The following is a 16937-nucleotide window of genomic DNA, read 5'->3' on the forward strand; positions in this document are numbered from 1 at the left end:
GATCTCGCACGGTCGACCGCGGGCGCTCGGCCCGCCCTCAGGCCTCGACGAACCCGCCCGCCCGCAGCGCCTCGTCGACGCCGGCGTCGTCGTGGACGACCGCCGACACCGCTCTCGCGATCCCCTCCGGGTCGTCGTGCTGGAAGATCGACCGCCCCATCGACACCCCGGCGGCGGCGCCGTCCATCGCGCCGCGTACCATCTCGACCGTCTCCCGGTCGGTGCCCTTCGAGCCGCCGGCGATGACGACGGGGAGCCGCGTCGACTCCGTCACGCGGGCGAACGAGTCGCCGTCGCCCGAATACCCGGTCTTCACCACGTCGGCGCCGAGCTCCTCGGCGAGCCTGACGGCGTGTCCGAGGGCCTCCGGGTCGGACTCGTCGACGCCCGGGCCCCGGGCGTACGCCATCGCGAGGACGGGGAGCCCCAGCCGCTCCGCGTCGGCGGTCAGCTCCGCGAGGTCCTCGATCTGGTTCGGCTCGTACTCCGAGCCGACGTTGATGTGGAAGGAGACGGCGTCGGCGCCGGCCCGGACCGCGTCCGCCGCCGTGCCGGTGACGCGCTTGTCGCTCTCGTCGGGGCCGATCGTCGTCGAGCCGTTGAGGTGGACGATGTACCCCGCGTCGTTCTTGTTCGGGTGGACGCGCTCCGCGATCCCGCGCTGGGTGAGCACCGCGTCCGCCCCGCCGCTGGTGACGCCGTCGATCGTCGACTCGATGTCGACGAGCCCCTCGACGGCGCCCATCGTGATCCCGTGGTCCATCGGGACGATCAGGTAGCGGTCGTTCGTGGAGATGCGGTCGAGTCGTGCCGAGAGTCCTGCTGTCATAGTGGGGTGGGTCGTTGTGTGAGAGTGTGGCAATCGTAGGTAAGTGGGTTTCGTTCGGGGACGTATTGGCTCCGAGGCGCCAGGATCAGACCGACTCTGTCGCCTCGGCCCGCGAGCGGCGGCCGCGCTCCGCGCCCTCGGTCAGTTCGCGGGAGAGCGCCTCCAGCCGGTCGGCGACCGCCGCGGTCGGGAGGTCCTCCGCGACGCCCTCGGCGACGATGTCGACCAGCGCGGAGCCGACGATGATCCCGTCGGCGCCGCCAGCGACGATCCGCTCGGCGTGCTCGCCGGACGAGATGCCGAACCCGACCGCCTTCGGCACGTCGTACTCGCGGAGCCGGTCGAGGCTCGCCGTGGTCTGGTCTGAGACGTCGTCTCGGGCGCCGGTCGTCCCGAGCCGGGCCTGGACGTACACGTAGCCCGAGACGCGCTCCATGAGCCGGTCGAGGCGGTCCGCGCGCGTCGTCGGCGCGACGATGAAGACGAGGTCGAGCCCGAACTCGTCGCAGGCCTCGCGCAACGGGTCCGCCTCCTCGGCCGGCAGGTCGGGGACGACGAGGCCCTGAATCTCGGCCGCGGCGGCGCGCTCGACGAAGGGCCGCGGTCCCTCGCCCTCACCGTACTGGTAAATGAGATTGTAGTACGTCATACAGACTAACGCGGCGTCCACGTCGAGGTCCTCCGCGAACGCGAAGAACCGCTCCGGCGTCATCCCCGCGTCGAGCGAGCGGACGAGCGCCTCCTGTATCGTCGACCCCTCCGCGATCGGCTCGGAGAAGGGGAGGCCGAGCTCGATCACGTCCGCGCCGCCGCGGTCGAGCGCCTCGACGTACGCCTTCGACGACTCGTAGTCTGGATCGCCGACGACGAGGTACGGGACGTAGGCCGGGCCGTCCGCGAACGCCGCGGCGATCGCCGAGGAGTTGGCGGGCTCCCCCATTCAGATTCCCTCCGTGAACATCGACATGTCCGGCGCGTTCGGCACGTCCCGCTGGTCGGTCTCCTCGATGGCGGCGTCGAGGTCCTTGTCGCCGCGCCCCGAGACGTTCACGATCACGCGCTCGCCGAGGTCCTCGTGGTGCTCCTCGAGGTAGCCGAACGCGTGCGCCGTCTCCAGCGCCGGGATGATCCCCTCTGTGTTCGAGAGCCGGTGGAACCCCTCCAAGGCGGCGTCGTCGTCGACCGCGACCGGGTCGACGCGGCCCTCGTCGACGAGGTACGCGAGCTCCGGACCGACGCCGGCGTAGTCGAGCCCGGAGGAGACGGAGTGGCTCTCCATGATCTGCCCGTCCGAGTCCTGGAGCAGCTTCGTCCGCGCCCCGTGGAGGACGCCCTCGTCGCCCGCGTACAGCGACGCGGAGTTCGGCGCGACGCCCTCCTCCTCGTCGACTTCGAGGGTGGAGCCGCCCGCCTCGACCGCGTGGAGGGCGACGGACTCGTCGTCGACGAAGTCGGCGAACGTGCCCATCGTGTTCGACCCGCCGCCCGCGCAGGCGACCACGTCGGTCGGGAGCCCGCCCGTCTTTTCGATCGCTTGCTCGCGCGCCTCCTCGGAGATGACCGCCTGGAAGTCGCGGACCATGACCGGGAACGGGTGCGGGCCGACGATCGACCCGATCACGTAGTGGGTGTCCTCAACGGTCTCCGCCCAGTCGCGCATCGTCTCGGAGATGGCCTCCTTGAGGGTGCCGCGCCCGGTGGTGACGGGCTTGACCTCCGACCCGTTGAGCTTCATCCGGAACACGTTGGGGCGCTGGCGGTTGATGTCGCGCTCGCCCATGTAGATCGTACAGGGCATGTCCAGGTGCGCGGCCGCCATGGCCGTCGCGGTGCCGTGCTGGCCGGCGCCCGTCTCCGCGATGATGCGCTCTTTGCCCATGTACTTCGCCAAGAGGACCTGCCCGAGCGCGTTGTTCAGCTTGTGGGCGCCGCCGTGGAGGAGGTCCTCGCGCTTGAGGAACACCTCCGTGTCGTAGCGCTCCGAGAGCCGGTCGGCGCGCTGGAGCGGCGTCGGCCGCCCGCCGAACGCCGCGAGCCGCTCGCGGAACTCGTCCATGAACCCGTCCTCGTTGTTCAGGACGTAGCGCTCGTACGCGTCGGCCAGCTCCTCGATGGCGGGCATCAGCGCTTCCGGGACGTACTGGCCGCCGTACCGGCCGAACTTCCCGTCGTCGCGCCCGCGCTCGCGGCCCGGTCGCCGCGAGGGCACCGCGCCGTCCGTTGCTTCCGTCGTCCGCGTGTCGGTCTCGCTCATGTGGGTGTCTCCGTTGTCTCCGTCGCGTCGTCGTCCGCGGCCGCCGCGTCATCGCCGTCCGCGGTCGCCTCGTCGCCGCCGGCCTCCGTCCGCACCAGTTCGCGGGTGTTCGCCGCCACGTCGCCGTCCATGATCGCGCTTCCGACGAGCAGCGCGTCGGCGCCCGCGGCCCGCATCCGGCGGACGTCGGCGGGCGATCCGATGCCGCTCTCGGCGATCAGCGTGACCTCGTCCGGGACGTGGGGCGCCACGGACTCGAAGGTTCCGAGGTCGACGACTAGCTCCGCGAGGTCGCGGTTGTTCACGCCGATCGTCGTCGCGCCCGCGTCGAGCGCGCGCTCCAGCTCCTCCCGGTCGTGGACCTCGACGAGGACCTGGAATCCCCGGTCTCGGGCGGCCTCGAGCAGTCTCGGGAGGTCGTCGCCGACGAAGCGGGCGATGAGCAGGACCACGTCGCTCTCGACGGCGTCGAGCTGCGCCTCGTCGACGACGAAGTCCTTCCGGAGGACCGGTACGTCCACCGCGTCGCGCACGCGCTCGAGGGTGTCGACGCTCCCGCCGAAGTGCCCCGGCTCGGTGAGCACGCTCAGCGCGGCCGCCCCGCCGGCGACCATCCCCTCCGCGAGCGCGACGGGGTCGTCCTCGCGGCTTCCCTCGGTCGTCGGGCTCGTGGGCTTCACCTCGGCGATAAGCGGGACGCGGTCCTCGGCGTCGGCCCGTTCGAACGCGGCCGAGAGGTCGCGCGGCGAGACCGAGATGTCCCCGTCGGCTCCCCGGGCCGCGCTCGCCCGCTCCCGGGCGCCGGACAGGATCGACCTGACCGCCGGCGCCAGCTCGTCTGGATCGTCCATTACTATACACTAATGTACGTATCTGTTCATAAGGCTTGCGGGGGCGGCCGGGACGCCGTAGCTTCTCACAGAGAAGCCGAACACGTTCCCGTGCCGATGACTTAAGTGATTCACCCTTCCAACGAAGGGTATGAGCCTGTCCGGTACGTCCGGCGTCTTCGCCCGGCAGTTCGACGAGATCGGTCGGACCGTCCAGATCGGGTTCGCCGGCGGTCGCGTCATCTCGGTGTCGTTCCCCGCCGAGCACCCCGGCGACGCCGACGGCGACCACGACCTGTTAGACAGGATCGACGCGTACCTCGGCGGCGAGCGCGACGAGTTCGCCGAGGTCGCGCTCGGCCTCACGGTCCCGACGGACCGGCGCGAGGCGCTGGAGGCGCTCCGGAGCGTCCCGTACGGCGAGGAGGTCTCCGTGAGCCGACTCGCGCGGCTCGGCGGGTTCGACCCCGACGATCCGGACGACCTGGAGGTCGTGACGGGAGCGCTCGCCGACAACCCGATCCCGGTCCTGCTGCCGGACCACCGGGTGAGCGGCGGGCCGTACGCGACGCCGAGCGACGTGCGGAGCGAGCTCCGGCGCGTCGAGGGAATCTCTCGGTAACGGCACCCCGGCGTCAGCGCGTGAGACCGGCGTATCGCGTATAAGAATTCTTTGTTATCGTTCATTATAGATACACGACCGAGTCAGCTCTAATACCGCCGCGCCCGGGCCGTTACAACTGTCGTTGGTGATTCGATATGAACGGTGAGAAGCGAACGGGAGCGGAGACGGACGGACCGATGACTGCGATGTCGCGTCGGGGGGCGCTCGGCTTCCTCGGAGTTGCCGGGTTCGCCGGGTTGTCGAGCACGACCACGAGCGCGAAGCAGAGGAAGGGTAACGGAAACGCCGGGAACGGAAACGGCGGGGGCGGCAACGGTGCCAGCGCGGAGATCAACGTCTTACCGAACCCGAACTTCATCACGAACGCAGCCGGGGAGGTCCCGCCGTTCGACCCGGACGTTGAACTGTTCGATCCGGCGCCGGTCTCGATCCCGCTCGACGAGGTCATCGAGGAGAGCGAGGAGTACGACTCGACGCTCGGTCGCTCGCTGAACGACGGGAAGCATCAGGTCGTCCGACCGCCGGCGGGGTACGACCGCGAGGAGGGGTACGACGGCTCGTGGGCCCCGGTGACGTGGGGCGAATACGGCGCGGTCGGCGGAACGGCGACCGTCGGCGGCGTGAAGCCGGACAACGGGAACGGCGGCGCGACCGGAACGCGCGTCAACATCAACGTCGAGAACGCGCTGCCGAACGGTCAGTACACGATCTGGGTCGTCAAGTTCGCCGCGCTCGCGGACGACAGCGACCTCGGCCCGAGCGACCCGTTCGTGACGCCCGCCGGGAACGGGCTGGTCGGCTTCCACAACCTCGGCCAGAAGTTCGGCGGCGACGGCGACTCGGAGAACGACTTCACGGTCGACGAGAACGGCGACGGCGGGATTCGCGTCTTCAACGAGGGCGGCGACCTGACCGGGATCCCCGGGTTCAACGAGCCGGGATACCCGTTCGTCGGCGAGGCCAACGACTACGAGCAGAGCGCGGACCGACTCAGCGAGATCGCGAACGACCTGCGAGAGGAGGACGAGATCCACTTCGTCGGCGCGTTCCACTACGACGACCAGGTGTGGGGCGTCTACCCAGGCCCCTGGCACGTGAACCAGTTCAGCGCGGTCTTCCAGTTCTGACCGCGACGGCAGCCCGGCCGACCGGCCGGCTCAGATCTCGAAGTCGGGCGTGTCGAACGCGCCCTCGTCGGCGTCGACGTCGTAGCGCTCGATCCCGGTGAGCGCGACGTCGAGCGTCGCCTCGGCGTCCCACCGCCCCGTGTTGATCGCGAGGTCGTAGATAGAGCGGTCGGACAGATCGATCCCGTAGTAGGACTTGTACCGCTGCTCCTCGATTACCTCCCGGACCTGCATCTCCGAGGTCATCTCCTCACGGTCGGCCGTGCGGTCCGCGCGGACCTCGTCGGGCGCGTCGAGCCAGATCCGGATGTCGGCGCGGTTGCCGGCGAGCCAGCCCGCCAGCCGCGACTCCAGCACGAACGCCTTGTTCGCGGTTCCCCACTTCTCGGCGATGCGACGGAGCCGCTGGTCGAGCGCCCGGTCGATCTCCTCGGACTCGCCGGTCTCGGCGATGAGCTGCGAGAGGCTCATGTCCCGCTCGGCCGCGATTTCGCGGAACAGCTCGCCCCCGGAGACGTAGCCGCAGTCGAGCGCGTCGGCGATCCCCTCGACGAGCGTCGTCGCCCCGCAGCCCGGCGGGCCGGAGACGGTGACGAACAGGTTCCGGTCGATCCGTCTGTCGGGCTCCGGCGAGGTGCCGCTCATGCGTGTTGCGCCACGGAAGGCCGTCGGATAAACGGGTCGGTTGCGGGAACGCCCGCCGGACCGGCCGGGCGGGCCGTCTCGCCGCCGGGCGGGCGATGCGGTTCGACGCAACCGATTTCCCGTCCGGAGCCCTCGTGATCGCCGTGAGCGAAACCACGGACCGCGGCGACGAGGCCGCCGCGCGGGCGCTCCTCCGCGACGCGGTCGAGCGCGGCGCGATCGCCGACCCCGACTTCGACCCGGAGTCGGTCCCGATCGCGGACGCCGACGTGCTCGCCCGGCTCTCGCCGCCGGTCCGTCGCTGGTGGGTCGAACGTTTCGGCGGGTACGTCGGCGAGAACGGCGGCTTCTTCACGCCGCCGCAGCGCGAGGCGATCCCCCACGTCGACGACGGCCGGAACTGCCTCGTCGCCGCCCCGACCGGCAGCGGGAAGACGCTCGCCTCCTTCCTCGCGGTCCTCGACGACCTCTTCGCCCGCGACCGCGACGGCGAACTCGAGAACTCCGTCTACTGCCTCTACGTCTCGCCGCTGAAGTCGCTCGCGAACGACATCGAGCGCAACCTCGAAACCCCGCTGGCGGGGATCGGCGAGGCGGTCGCCGCCGCGGAGGCGGAGAGCGCGACCCGCGACGGCGACGACGGGGCGGCCTCGGACGGCGCCTACGACCCCGGCGTCAGGCAGGCGATCCGCCACGGCGACACCTCGAAGGCGGACCGACAGGCGATGCTCTCGGAGACGCCGCACGTCCTCAACACCACGCCGGAGACGCTGGCGATCCTGCTCAACTCGCCGAAGTTCAAGGAGAAGCTCCGGACCGTCGAGTACGTGATCGTCGACGAGATCCACTCGCTGGCGGCGAACAAGCGCGGTACCCACCTCGCGGTGTCGCTGGAGCGACTGACGGAACTGGCGCGCAACGAGGGTTCGGACGCAGGGGAATCGGCCGGCGGCCCGGCGCCGCACGCGCCCGGCGACATCACCCGGATCGGCTGCTCGGCGACGGTCGAGCCGCTCGACGGGATCGCCTCGTTCCTCGTGGGGCGCGAGCGCGCCGCGGGCGCTGTCGGCGAGTTCGAGGGGTTCGAGACGCGCCCCTGCGAGGTGGTCGACGCGCGGTTCGCCCGCGAGTTCGACCTCGAACTCCGGACGCCGGCGGCCGACCTCATCCACACGCCGCGGTCGGCGGTGACCGACCGCTTCTACGAGTCGCTTCACGACCTCGTCGAGGCCCACAAGAACACGCTCGTGTTCACGAACTCACGGTCTGGCGCCGAGCGAACCCTTCAGGAGCTCCGCCAGCGGTTCGACTACGACGAGTCGGACTCGGGCGTCCACCACGGGAGCCTCGGCGAGACGCAGCGAACGCGGGTCGAGGAGGGGCTGAAGTCGGGCGATCTCGACGTGGTCACCACCTCGACGAGCCTCGAGCTCGGCATCGACATGCCGCACCTCGACCTCGTGGTTCAGGTCGGCTCGCCGAAGTCGGTCGCGGCGCTGCTCCAGCGCGTCGGCCGGGCGGGCCACAGCCCGGGCGAGACCGTCGAGGGACGGGTGTTCGCCCTCGACCGGGACGAGTTGATCGAGTGCGCGACGCTGCTCGCGCGCGCCGAGGAGGGGTTCGTGGACCGGGTGTTCCCGCCCGAGGGCGCCTACGACGTTGCCGCCCAGCACGTGTACGGAATGGCCATCAACCGGATCCGCCCCGACCGCGAGGTCCGGGAGGTGCTGCGCCGCGCGCACCCGTACCGCGGCTTCGACGACGAGGCGTACGAGCGGCTGTTCCGGTACCTCACCGGCGACTACGACGGACTGGAGGAGAAGAACGTCTACCCGAAGGTGTGGCGCGACGGCAACGACCCGCCCGACGGCGAGCACCACTACCCCGAGTACCCGGTCGGCGAGACGCTCGTCGGGAAGCGCGGGCGGCTCGCGCGGGTCATCTACATGACGAACGTAGGGACGATCCCCGACTCGTTCACCTGCGACGTGTTCACGCGCGACGACGAGTGGGTCGGCACGCTCGACGAGTCGTATCTCGACACGCTGGAGTCCGGCGACGTGTTCGCGCTTGGCGGCGAGCGGTTCGCGTTCCGCTACCGCCGCGGCTCGAAGGTGTACGCCGACCGGACGAGCGAGCGCCCGACCGTCCCCTCGTGGTTCGCCGAGCGCCTTCCCCTCTCGGCGGACCTCGCCCGCGAGGTGTTGGCGTTCCAGGCCGAACTCCTCGACCGGCTGGCCGGCGATGACCCGAGCGCCGGCCCCGCCGCGGTCCGAGCGTGGCTCCGCGAGTTCCCCCTCGACGGGAACGCCGTCCGCGCGCTCGCCCGGATGTACGACGAGCAGGTCCGGTACGCCGGCGCCGAGGCCGTCTCAACGCCCGACCGCCTCGTCGTCGAGGAGGAGCTCGACCGGAGCGAGTACAAGCGCCGCTTCTACGTCCACTCGACGTACGGGCGCCGGTTCAACGACGGCCTCTCGCGGCTCGTCGCGGCGGCGGTGGCGAACCGGACCGACGCCAACGTCGCGGTCGCGGTCGCGGATCGCGGGTTCAGCCTCGCGCTCCCGCTCAACCGCAAGGTCGACGTGGCCGGTATCCTCGCCGACCTCGACCCGGAGACGGTCCGGGAGGACCTCCGCGAGGCCGTTCAGGGGACCGACCTGCTCCAGCGCTACTTCCGGATCAACGCCGGGCGCGCGCTGCTCATCCTGAAGCGGTACAAGGGGTACGAGAAGTCGGCGGCCGAACAGCAGGTCTCCGCCGAAATGTTGCTGTCGTTCGCGGCCGATCTGGAGGAGTTCGCCGTGTTGGAGGAGACGTACCGCGAACTGCTGGAGGACCGCCTCGACGTGGGGGGGATCCGTGAGGCCGTCGGCCGGATCGCGGGCGGCAACCTCGCGGTCGAACACCGCGTCGTCGACTCGCCGAGCCCGCTCGCGTTCGGGCTGGCGACGCTCGTCGACTCCGACACGGTCATCGCTGACGACGAGTCCGCGGTCCTGCGGGAGTTCCACGCCCGCGTCATGGAGGAAATCGGCGACGGGCCGCGGAGCGCCGACCGCGACGCCGAACCGCCCGGGGACCGGGAGGGCGACTGAGATGGCGGAGCCCGCGCCGTCGACGGCGTCGCCGCGCTCCCGGCTCCGGCTCCGGTTCGCCGGCGCGGTGACGCTCGGCGCGCTCGGGCTCGCCGCGCTGTGGCGCACGTTCGGGACCGCGTGGGTCCTCGCCGCGGCCGGACCGGGCGCGTACCTGGCGGCGTACGCGTGGACCCACCTCGGTGCGAACCACCGACCCGGCGTCGACGGGCCGCACCCGCGGCTCGGCCCGGCGAACGCGATCACGCTGTTCCGCGGCTGGCTCGCGTCGGTCCTCGCCGGCGCGCTGGCGGCCGCCCCGCCGCACCCGTGGATCCCCGCCGCGCTGTTCGCGGGCGCGGTCAGCCTCGACGCGGTCGACGGGGCGGTCGCCCGCCGGACCCGGGAGACGATCCTCGGCGCTCGCCTCGACGGCGCGACCGACGCGCTGGCCGTCCTCGTCGGGGCCGCGGTCGCCGTCGCGCTCGGGGCGCTCCCGGCGTGGTACCTCCTCGCCGGCGGCGTCTGGTACGCCTACGCAGGGTCATTGTGGTGGCGGCGGCGGACCGGCGCGCCGGTGTACGAGCTCCCGCCGAGCCGGGTCCGCCCGTTCGTCGGCACCGCGCAGTTCGCCGCCGTCGCGGTCGCGCTCGTGCCGGGCGTCGGGGGCGCTCGGGTGGCCTCCCCGCTCGCCGCGTTCGCGGGCGTCGCGCTCGCGGCGCTGCTGGCGAGTTTCGCCCGCGATTGGGCGGCCGCGACGGGACGGCTCGGCCGCGACGACCCGCCGACCGCGAACCGCGAGTGACCGAAACGCTCCCGCCGTCTGCGCGCGGAGAGCCTCAGGACTCTCGGGACAACAGGACCGCGAGGACGGCGATCAGCGCGACCTGCGCGACCTTGTCGACGGCGCCGTAGACGCCGACGTCGGCCGGGAACGAGTACGTCCCGAAGAGGAAGTTGATGACGTACCACAGGACGATCTGTCCGGCGGTGAACGGGATTCCGAGCGCGTACACCAGCCGGCGGCGGTACCCCGAGACGATCGCCGTCACGCCCGCGCCGAAGCCCAGGGTCGCGAAGAAGAACGAGATCCCCAACGCCCCCCCGACCAGGAAGCCGAGCGCGACGTGGACGATCCCGGACACGGTCGCGGCGAGGATTCCGATCCAGTGGAGGGGGGTCAACGATTCGACGTCGACGCCGGTGTCGGTGCGTGTCATGAATGTGCGACCCACGGACTCGGTCGGCTTATGTCTACTCCCGCCCCCGAATCGACGGCCGACGAGGGGGCGCCGACCGTCGCCGCCGTGGGTTTATGACGGATCGGTCCGTGTAATCGCCAATGCCACATCGTCTCAGTCGTCGACCGCGGACGGGTGAGTCCGCGTGAGCGACGGCGACGCCGGACGGGCCGTAGAGTTCGTCGGTCCGGAGCGCGTCGAGGTCGTCCCGACGGAGGCGCCCGTCCCCGGTCCCGACGAAGTGGTCGTCGACGCCACCGTCTCCGCGGTGAGCGCCGGATCGGAGCTGCTCGCGTACCGCGGCGAACTCGACCCGGAGACGGTCGCGGACGAGGAGCTGCCCGCGCTCGACGGCGACCTCTCGTACCCGCTCCGTTACGGCTACGCGGTCGTCGGGAGCGTGACCGCGGTCGGCGACGCGGTCGACCCCGCGTGGCGCGGTCGCACCGTCTTCGCGTTCAACCCCCACGAGACCCGGTTCGCCGTCGCCCCGGACGCCCTGCGTCCGGTCCCCGACGGGATCGACCCGGAGACGGCGACGCTGTTCGCGAACGCCGAGACCGCGGTCACGCTGACGCTCGACGCCGCTCCCCGGATCGGCGAGCGCGTCGCGGTGTTCGGCGAGGGCGTCGTGGGGCTGCTCACGACCGCGCTGCTCGCGCGGAGCGGCGCCGAGACCGTCGTCGCGGTCGAGCCGAAGGACCGCCGCCGGTCGCTCGCGGCCGAGTTCGGCGCCGACGCCGTCGTCGACCCGAGCCGATACGGCGGGCGGGGGGGCGTCGTCGACGCCGTGCGCGAGCACACGGGCGGCGTCGACCTCGCGGTCGAGGTGTCGGGCCGGCCCGAGACGCTCGAAACGGCCGTCGAGACGACGCGGTTCGACGGCCGGGTCCTCGTCGGATCGTGGTACGGGACCAAGCGCGCCGACCTCGGCTTCGGCGACCACTTCCACCGCGGGCGCGTCACCGTCCGCAGCAGTCAGGTCACCACCATCGCGCCGGAGCTCCGCGGGCGCTGGGACCGCGACCGCCGCCGCGAGACCGCCTGGCGCGAGCTCCGCCGACTCGACGACGAACTCGACGTGACGGACCGCCTCGTCACCGACCACGTCCCGGTCGGCCGGGCGGCGAGCGCGTACCGCCGGCTCGCCGACGAGACTGAGCCGACCCTCCAACTCCTCTTCACTTACCCATGTACGAACTGACCGTCACCGAGTCGTTCGTCGCACAGCACTACCTCACCGTCCCCAACCCGCCAGCCGACGAGGCGGCGCTTCACTCTCACGTGTTCACCGCGGAGGCGACGTTCCGCGGCCCGGAACTGGGCGAGTACGGCTACCTGCTCGATATCGACCTCGCGCTCGACGCCCTGAGCGACGCCGCGGAGCGCTACCGCGACGAGACGCTCAACGACCACCTAGAGGGCAACCCGAGCGCCGAGCGTCTGGCCCGGGCGCTGTTCGACGCGCTCGCGACCGTCGACGCCCCGGCCGCGACGGAGCTGACGGTGACCGTCCGCGAGGACGACGTGGCGAGCGTCTCGTTCACCGGCGACCTGCGGTGACCGTCCGATGCGCGTCACGCTCGTCCTCGCCGGCGACATCGAGTCCGAGTCCGGCGGGTTCTACTACGACCGGCGGCTCCGCGACCGGCTCCGCGAGCGCGGGCACGCGGTCGAGGTCGTCTCGCTCCCGCGGGGCTCGTACCGGGAGCGACTCGCGCCGAACCTCCGCGCCCGCCGGCTCGCCGACCGGCTCTCGGAGTTCGACGTCGTCGTTGAGGACGGGCTGGCGCACCCCTCCGTGCTGTGCGCCAACCGACGGCTCGACGCGCCGTCGGTCGCGCTCGTCCACATGATCGCGTGGCGTGCGCGGGCGGCTGAAGGGGTGCGATCGAGCGGGACGGGAGCCGGTGAGCGGGTCCGCGCCGAACTCGGTCGGCGCGGGGTCGCGGCGATCGAGCGCCGATTCCTCCGCGGGGTCGACGCCGCGGTGTACAACGCCGAGACGACCCGCCGGGACGCGGCCGGGCTCGGCGGGCCGGCGCGCAGCGTGGTCGCGCCGCCGGCCGGCGACCGCTTCGAACCGGTGGTCTCCGCCTCGGAGATCCGCGAGCGAGCGCGATCCGGCCCGCTGGAGGTGACGTTCCTCGGCAACGTCGTCCCGCGGAAGGGGCTCGATACGCTCGTCGAGGGAGTCGCCCGGCTCGACCGCGCCGCGGTCGACTGGCGGCTGACCGTCGTCGGCGATCGGACGATCGCGCCCGAGCACGTCGAGCGCGTGGAGGGCATGACCGCCGAGGCCGGGATCGGCGACCGGGTCCGGTTCGCCGGCCGACTCGACGACGCGACCGTCGCGGCGCGGCTGCGCGAGAGCCACGTCCTCGCGGTGCCCTCGCAGTACGAGCCGTTCGGAATGGTGTACCTGGAAGCGATGGGGTTCGGCTGCGTTCCGCTGGCGACGACCGCGGGCGGGGCGAGCGAGTTCGTCCGCGACGGCGACTCCGGGGTCCTCGTTCCGCCTGGCGACCCCCGCGCCGTGTCCCGGGCGCTCCGGGACCTCGACGACCGCGACCGGCTGGCGGAGATGGGGATCGCCGCGCGCCGCGACTACGAGGCGCGCCCGGGGTGGCCCGAGACGCTCGACCGCGTCGTCGACTTCCTGGCGGCGACCGGTAGCGAGAGGCCGCGGGGTGACGCCGCGTGACCGACCACGCGACGTACCTCGACGCGAAGCGGGCGCTCGACGACCGCTCTCTGAACCGCGAGGTCCTCGATCGGTTCGCCGCCGAACTCCCGCCGGAGCCGGAGATACTCGAAGTCGGCGCCGGGACGGCGACGATGGTCGAGCGCCTCGTCGACTGGGGCGTGACCGAGGGGGGCCGGTGGGTGGCGGTCGACGCCCACGAGGCCGCGCTCGCCGCGGGCGAGGCCCGGGTCGGGGAGGCGGTGGGCGACGTGGCCGTCGAGTACCGCGTCGCCGACGCCTTCGACGCTGTGAGCAAGGCGGTGGCCGCGGGAGACCGGTTCGACGCCGTCGTCGGCTGCGCGTTCTTCGACGTGGTCGACGCGGCGCCCGCGGTCGCCGCCCTCGCGGACGTGGCCCCCGTCGCGTACGCGCCGATAACCTACGACGGCGAGACGCGCTTCGCGCCAGCGGACCCCGACGACGACGCCGTCCTCGACCGCTACCACCGACACATGCGGGAGTTCAGGGCCGGGGGCCCGGACGGCGCGGCGGCCTTGGCTCGGGAGGCGACCGTGATCGCGGAGGGCCCGTCTCCGTGGCGGATCGAGCCCCCCTACGAGTCCGGCGAGCGGACGGTCCTCGCGCACCTGCTCGATACGGTCGAAGAGGCGGTCGGAGAGACCGGATACGACGCGAGCGACTGGGCGGAGCGGCGGCGAGCGGCGCTCAAGGACGGGCGGCTCCGCTACGAGGCCGCGAACCGGGACCTGCTGGTCCGCCTCGACTGACGCCCTCGATCGACGGAGGAGTCCGGCCCGGTCTATCCTTGTCGGGGGACGAACTATGGGCCGATCGGCTCGGTCGGAATCGGCTCCGGGAGCCCCTCGAGCACGAGCGTCGTGTAGTGGAGGAACACGGCCAGCGCCGCGATCGACAGCAGCAGCAGGAAAAGCAGAATCATGCGCTCGTCGCTGCGGACGACCCCGGCGGTGTCCGCGAGAAACGCCGTCAGCGCGCGACACTCGGGCATTGGACTCAGTTGCGCACGCGCTTAGTTAAAACTGCCCTGCGGACCGTTCGGACGGCGCCGATCGGGCCGACCCGCCGGTCCGGCTCGGTCGCGGTCGCTCAGTCGTCAGACGGTGACGGCGGCGATCGGCCGAGCGGTTCGCCGTCGACCGGCTCGTCCGGGTTCGCGTTCACCGCGGCGTCGCTCAGCCCGAGTTGGGCGTCGACATCGACGTCTTCGCGGACGTGGACGGTGCCGCGGTGAACCGCGATGGCGTCCGCGAGGTGGAGCCGGACAGCATCGAGCAGGACCTCGGCCTCGAGTGGCTGCCCGCGCCGCTTGATCTCGTCGACCTCGGCCCCCGGCGGCACGTCGAAGGCGCGCTGGGCGATCACCGGGCCCTGATCGAGGTCCGTCGTGACGTAGTGGGCGGTGACGCCAGCGATTCGGACGCCCGCGTCCTTCGCCTGTCGGTACGCCTCGGCACCGGGGAACGCCGGGAGCAGCGAGGGGTGGACGTTGATAATCCGGCCCTCGTACCGGAAGACGACCTCCGGCGAGAGGATGCGCATGTAGCGCGCCAGCGCGATGAGGTCCACGTCGTACTCGGCGAGCAGGTCGAGGAGCCGGCCCTCGTCGGTGTTGCCGTTGCCGTCGCCCACGTCGTAGAACGGCTTGTCGTAGCGCTCCGCGAGCGACCGCAGGTCGCCGCGGTTGCCGATGACCACCGGGATCTCAGCCTCGCCGTCGTCCGCGAGTTCGCCGCGCTCCTCCGCCTCTAACAGAGCCTCGGGGGCGTGCGTCTCCTTCGTGACGAGCAGCGCGACGCGGCGCGCGTCGCGGTCGCTCGGGAACCGGACTTGGATGTCGACGTCGAGCTCGCGGCCGAGCTCGGCGAGCGCGCGCCGGAGCTCGCCGCGCGAGGTCTCCATCTCGGCGGTGTCGACGCGAGTCGTCATCCGGAAGACGCCCTCGCGGACCGCCTGGTCGAGGTCCTCGATGTTGATTCCCCGCTCGAACAGCAGGGAGGTGACCCGCGCGATGAGTCCGGTCTTGTCTCCTCCGACGACCGTGATCTCGGTCAGTTCGCGGGTCATGCGACGATCACCTCCGCGGGTTCGAGCGGCTGCATACACCCGGTGGAGAAGGCGGAGGGGTTTGCCCCTTTCGTTCCGCGCCGTTTCTGCTTCCCGCACGAAAGACCGGTATGTATCCACAAATGTGCGTATAAACGGCGTTCCAAAACGGTTTTTACACACGACTCCGCAGCAACGACCATGACAGCATACACGGCGACGGTGACGGTCCGGCTGAAGCGGGGCGTCCTCGACCCGGAGGCCGAGACGACCCAACAGGCGCTCGAACGGCTCGGGTTCGAGCTGTCGGACCTCCGCTCGGCCGACCGGTTCGAGGTCGACCTTGACGCCGCCGACGCCGACGAGGCCGCCGACCGCGCCGACGAGATGGCCGAGCGGCTGCTCGCGAACCCCACGATCCACGACTACGACGTGGCGGTCGCGGAGCGATGACGGTCGCCGTCGTCGAGACGACGCCGATCGTCACCGGCGCGACCCGCGCCGACCCGACGGTCACGGCCGCCCAGGCGAGGTGGGCGGCGTGACGGTCGCCGTCGTCCAGTTCGGCGGCTCCAACTGTGACCGCGACGCGGTCCGCGCGCTGGACCACCTCGGCGTCGACGCCGAGCGCGTCTGGCACGCGGACGGCCTCCCCGACGACCCCGACGGGATCGTCCTCCCCGGCGGGTTCTCCTACGGCGACTACCTCCGCGCCGGCGCGATGGCGGCGCGCGATCCGATCATGGCGGAGGTCCGCGAGGCGGCCGACGAGGGCGTCCCCGTGATCGGGGTCTGTAACGGCGCGCAGATCGGCTCGGAGTCCGGGTTGACGCCCGGCGCGTTCACCACAAACGCCTCCGCGCGCTTCCAGTGTGAGCCGGTCCACCTGCGCGTCGAGCGCGCTGACACGCCGTGGACCGCCGCCTACGACGAGGGCGACGTGATCGAGGTCCCGATCGCCCACGGCGAGGGGCGCTTCGAGATAAGCGCGGACGCCCACGCCGACCTCGTTGGCGACGACCGCGTCCTCTTCCGGTACTGCGACGCCGACGGGCACGTCACCGACGCCGCGAACCCGAACGGCTCGACCGACAACGTCGCCGGGGTCCTCGGCGAGCGCGAGACCGTCGCCGTGCTGATGCCGCACCCGGAACGCGCCACGCTCCCGGACCTCGGCCGCAGCACGGACGGCGCGGGGATCCTCGAAGCGTTCGCCTGACCGCGTCCCGACCCTACCGCGCCCGCTTCGCTTCCCGCGCCGGGTCCGGTTCGCCGACCGGCCCCGCCCCGGCTTCGGTCGTCCCGTCGCTCCCCAGTTCGCGCTCCAGCGCCCGCTCGAACTCCACCTCCGTGAGTTCGCCCTCCGCGTACCGTCGCTGGAGGCGTTCGACCGCAGTTTCGTCCGCTCCGTCCGACTTCGATTCTCCGTCGGCGTCACGAGCCAACGCCCGGACGCCGACGACGCTCGCCCCGAGCAGCGCCGCGACCGCGAGGACGGCGACGAGCGAAACGAGCCCCGTCGCGCCGCCCATACCGCC

At 71.9% G+C, this 16937-nt stretch carries 19 protein-coding genes; 10 read left to right on the forward strand and 9 right to left on the reverse strand.

Features of this window, described 5'->3' with window-relative positions; genetic code table 11:
- Window positions 1-37 precede the first annotated feature (37 nt).
- The 4 genes from B9H04_RS14990 to trpC form a co-directional block, all read right to left on the reverse strand.
- Window positions 38-829 carry a 2-amino-3,7-dideoxy-D-threo-hept-6-ulosonate synthase gene (locus B9H04_RS14990; protein ID WP_049929569.1) on the reverse strand — a complete coding sequence of 264 codons (792 nt, stop codon included), beginning with the start codon at window positions 827-829 and terminating at the stop codon, window positions 38-40.
- 85 nt (window positions 830-914) lie between these two features.
- Window positions 915-1769, reverse strand: a complete 855-nt coding sequence (trpA, locus tag B9H04_RS14995; RefSeq protein ID WP_049929568.1) for a tryptophan synthase subunit alpha — start codon at window positions 1767-1769, stop codon at window positions 915-917.
- Window positions 1770-3083: a tryptophan synthase subunit beta gene (gene trpB / locus B9H04_RS15000; protein ID WP_049929566.1), complete on the reverse strand. Its 1314-nt coding sequence runs from the start codon at window positions 3081-3083 to the stop codon at window positions 1770-1772.
- Window positions 3080-3934 (reverse strand): indole-3-glycerol phosphate synthase, encoded by an 855-nt coding sequence (trpC, locus tag B9H04_RS15005; protein WP_049929564.1) that lies wholly within the window; start codon window positions 3932-3934, stop codon window positions 3080-3082. The genes trpB and trpC overlap by 4 nt, the downstream gene beginning before the upstream one ends.
- A gap of 130 nt (window positions 3935-4064) precedes the next feature.
- Between trpC and B9H04_RS15010 the strand changes: the two genes are divergently transcribed.
- On the forward strand, window positions 4065-4535 hold the full coding sequence (locus B9H04_RS15010; RefSeq protein WP_049929563.1) for an MGMT family protein: 471 nt from the start codon (window positions 4065-4067) through the stop codon (window positions 4533-4535).
- 137 nt (window positions 4536-4672) lie between these two features.
- Window positions 4673-5665 carry a hypothetical protein gene (locus tag B9H04_RS15015; protein WP_049929562.1) on the forward strand — a complete coding sequence of 331 codons (993 nt, stop codon included), beginning with the start codon at window positions 4673-4675 and terminating at the stop codon, window positions 5663-5665.
- 30 nt (window positions 5666-5695) lie between these two features.
- Here the strand turns inward: B9H04_RS15015 and cmk are convergent, their stop codons facing one another.
- On the reverse strand, window positions 5696-6310 hold the full coding sequence (cmk, locus tag B9H04_RS15020) for a (d)CMP kinase (protein WP_049929561.1): 615 nt from the start codon (window positions 6308-6310) through the stop codon (window positions 5696-5698).
- A 134-nt stretch (window positions 6311-6444) separates the two neighbouring features.
- Between cmk and B9H04_RS15025 the strand changes: the two genes are divergently transcribed.
- The gene (locus B9H04_RS15025; RefSeq protein ID WP_094495580.1) at window positions 6445-9408 is read left to right on the forward strand and encodes an ATP-dependent helicase; all 2964 of its coding nucleotides are present in this window, start codon (window positions 6445-6447) and stop codon (window positions 9406-9408) included.
- Window position 9409: 1 nt separating this feature from the next.
- Window positions 9410-10192 carry a CDP-alcohol phosphatidyltransferase family protein gene (locus B9H04_RS15030; RefSeq protein WP_049929559.1) on the forward strand — a complete coding sequence of 261 codons (783 nt, stop codon included), beginning with the start codon at window positions 9410-9412 and terminating at the stop codon, window positions 10190-10192.
- Between the two features lie 34 nt (window positions 10193-10226).
- Here the strand turns inward: B9H04_RS15030 and B9H04_RS15035 are convergent, their stop codons facing one another.
- On the reverse strand, window positions 10227-10607 hold the full coding sequence (locus tag B9H04_RS15035) for a hypothetical protein (protein WP_049929558.1): 381 nt from the start codon (window positions 10605-10607) through the stop codon (window positions 10227-10229).
- 166 nt (window positions 10608-10773) lie between these two features.
- On the opposite strand from B9H04_RS15035, the gene B9H04_RS15040 reads away from it, so the two are divergent.
- From B9H04_RS15040 to B9H04_RS15055, 4 genes are read left to right on the forward strand one after another with little or no spacing between them, the layout of a single operon-like run.
- On the forward strand, window positions 10774-11832 hold the full coding sequence (locus B9H04_RS15040) for a zinc-dependent alcohol dehydrogenase (protein ID WP_049929557.1): 1059 nt from the start codon (window positions 10774-10776) through the stop codon (window positions 11830-11832).
- The gene (locus tag B9H04_RS15045) at window positions 11820-12191 is read left to right on the forward strand and encodes a 6-pyruvoyl trahydropterin synthase family protein (RefSeq protein ID WP_049929556.1); all 372 of its coding nucleotides are present in this window, start codon (window positions 11820-11822) and stop codon (window positions 12189-12191) included. The genes B9H04_RS15040 and B9H04_RS15045 overlap by 13 nt, the downstream gene beginning before the upstream one ends.
- Window positions 12192-12198: 7 nt before the next feature.
- Window positions 12199-13332: a glycosyltransferase family 4 protein gene (locus tag B9H04_RS15050; RefSeq protein ID WP_049929555.1), complete on the forward strand. Its 1134-nt coding sequence runs from the start codon at window positions 12199-12201 to the stop codon at window positions 13330-13332.
- Window positions 13329-14102: a class I SAM-dependent methyltransferase gene (locus tag B9H04_RS15055; protein ID WP_049929554.1), complete on the forward strand. Its 774-nt coding sequence runs from the start codon at window positions 13329-13331 to the stop codon at window positions 14100-14102. The genes B9H04_RS15050 and B9H04_RS15055 overlap by 4 nt, the downstream gene beginning before the upstream one ends.
- Before the next feature lie 53 nt (window positions 14103-14155).
- Here the strand turns inward: B9H04_RS15055 and B9H04_RS15060 are convergent, their stop codons facing one another.
- Together B9H04_RS15060 and B9H04_RS15065 are read right to left on the reverse strand one after the other, a co-directional pair.
- Window positions 14156-14344, reverse strand: coding sequence for a hypothetical protein (locus tag B9H04_RS15060; RefSeq protein ID WP_049929553.1), 189 nt, complete (start codon window positions 14342-14344; stop codon window positions 14156-14158).
- A gap of 98 nt (window positions 14345-14442) precedes the next feature.
- A complete protein-coding gene (locus B9H04_RS15065) occupies window positions 14443-15420 on the reverse strand; it encodes a formyltetrahydrofolate deformylase (protein ID WP_049929552.1) in 978 nt (325 codons plus the stop codon).
- A 180-nt stretch (window positions 15421-15600) separates the two neighbouring features.
- On the opposite strand from B9H04_RS15065, the gene purS reads away from it, so the two are divergent.
- Both purS and purQ read left to right on the forward strand, forming a co-directional pair.
- Window positions 15601-15852, forward strand: a complete 252-nt coding sequence (purS, locus tag B9H04_RS15070) for a phosphoribosylformylglycinamidine synthase subunit PurS (protein WP_004595793.1) — start codon at window positions 15601-15603, stop codon at window positions 15850-15852.
- Between the two features lie 88 nt (window positions 15853-15940).
- Entirely contained in the window at window positions 15941-16618 is a 678-nt protein-coding gene (gene purQ, locus B9H04_RS15075; protein ID WP_049929551.1) for a phosphoribosylformylglycinamidine synthase I, read from the forward strand.
- Window positions 16619-16631: 13 nt separating this feature from the next.
- On the opposite strand, the gene B9H04_RS15080 is transcribed toward purQ, so the two are convergent.
- Window positions 16632-16937: SHOCT domain-containing protein (locus B9H04_RS15080; protein WP_085682830.1), on the reverse strand; the 306-nt coding region annotated here is incomplete at its 5' end.

The sequence above is a fragment of the Halorubrum ezzemoulense DSM 17463 genome (genome assembly GCF_002114285.1).
GTDB lineage: Archaea > Halobacteriota > Halobacteria > Halobacteriales > Haloferacaceae > Halorubrum > Halorubrum ezzemoulense.

Coding starts and splice junctions, on each gene's coding strand:
- B9H04_RS15045 (WP_049929556.1), top strand. CDS start 11,820: ATGTACGAACTGACCGTCACCGAGTCGTTCGTCGCACAGCACTACCTC.
- trpC (WP_049929564.1), bottom strand. CDS start 3,934: ATGGACGATCCAGACGAGCTGGCGCCGGCGGTCAGGTCGATCCTGTCC.
- B9H04_RS15010 (WP_049929563.1), top strand. CDS start 4,065: ATGAGCCTGTCCGGTACGTCCGGCGTCTTCGCCCGGCAGTTCGACGAG.
- B9H04_RS15030 (WP_049929559.1), top strand. CDS start 9,410: ATGGCGGAGCCCGCGCCGTCGACGGCGTCGCCGCGCTCCCGGCTCCGG.
- B9H04_RS15065 (WP_049929552.1), bottom strand. CDS start 15,420: ATGACCCGCGAACTGACCGAGATCACGGTCGTCGGAGGAGACAAGACC.
- trpA (WP_049929568.1), bottom strand. CDS start 1,769: ATGGGGGAGCCCGCCAACTCCTCGGCGATCGCCGCGGCGTTCGCGGAC.
- trpB (WP_049929566.1), bottom strand. CDS start 3,083: ATGAGCGAGACCGACACGCGGACGACGGAAGCAACGGACGGCGCGGTG.
- B9H04_RS15035 (WP_049929558.1), bottom strand. CDS start 10,607: ATGACACGCACCGACACCGGCGTCGACGTCGAATCGTTGACCCCCCTC.
- B9H04_RS15015 (WP_049929562.1), top strand. CDS start 4,673: ATGAACGGTGAGAAGCGAACGGGAGCGGAGACGGACGGACCGATGACT.
- cmk (WP_049929561.1), bottom strand. CDS start 6,310: ATGAGCGGCACCTCGCCGGAGCCCGACAGACGGATCGACCGGAACCTG.
- B9H04_RS15060 (WP_049929553.1), bottom strand. CDS start 14,344: ATGCCCGAGTGTCGCGCGCTGACGGCGTTTCTCGCGGACACCGCCGGG.
- B9H04_RS14990 (WP_049929569.1), bottom strand. CDS start 829: ATGACAGCAGGACTCTCGGCACGACTCGACCGCATCTCCACGAACGAC.
- B9H04_RS15050 (WP_049929555.1), top strand. CDS start 12,199: ATGCGCGTCACGCTCGTCCTCGCCGGCGACATCGAGTCCGAGTCCGGC.
- purS (WP_004595793.1), top strand. CDS start 15,601: ATGACAGCATACACGGCGACGGTGACGGTCCGGCTGAAGCGGGGCGTC.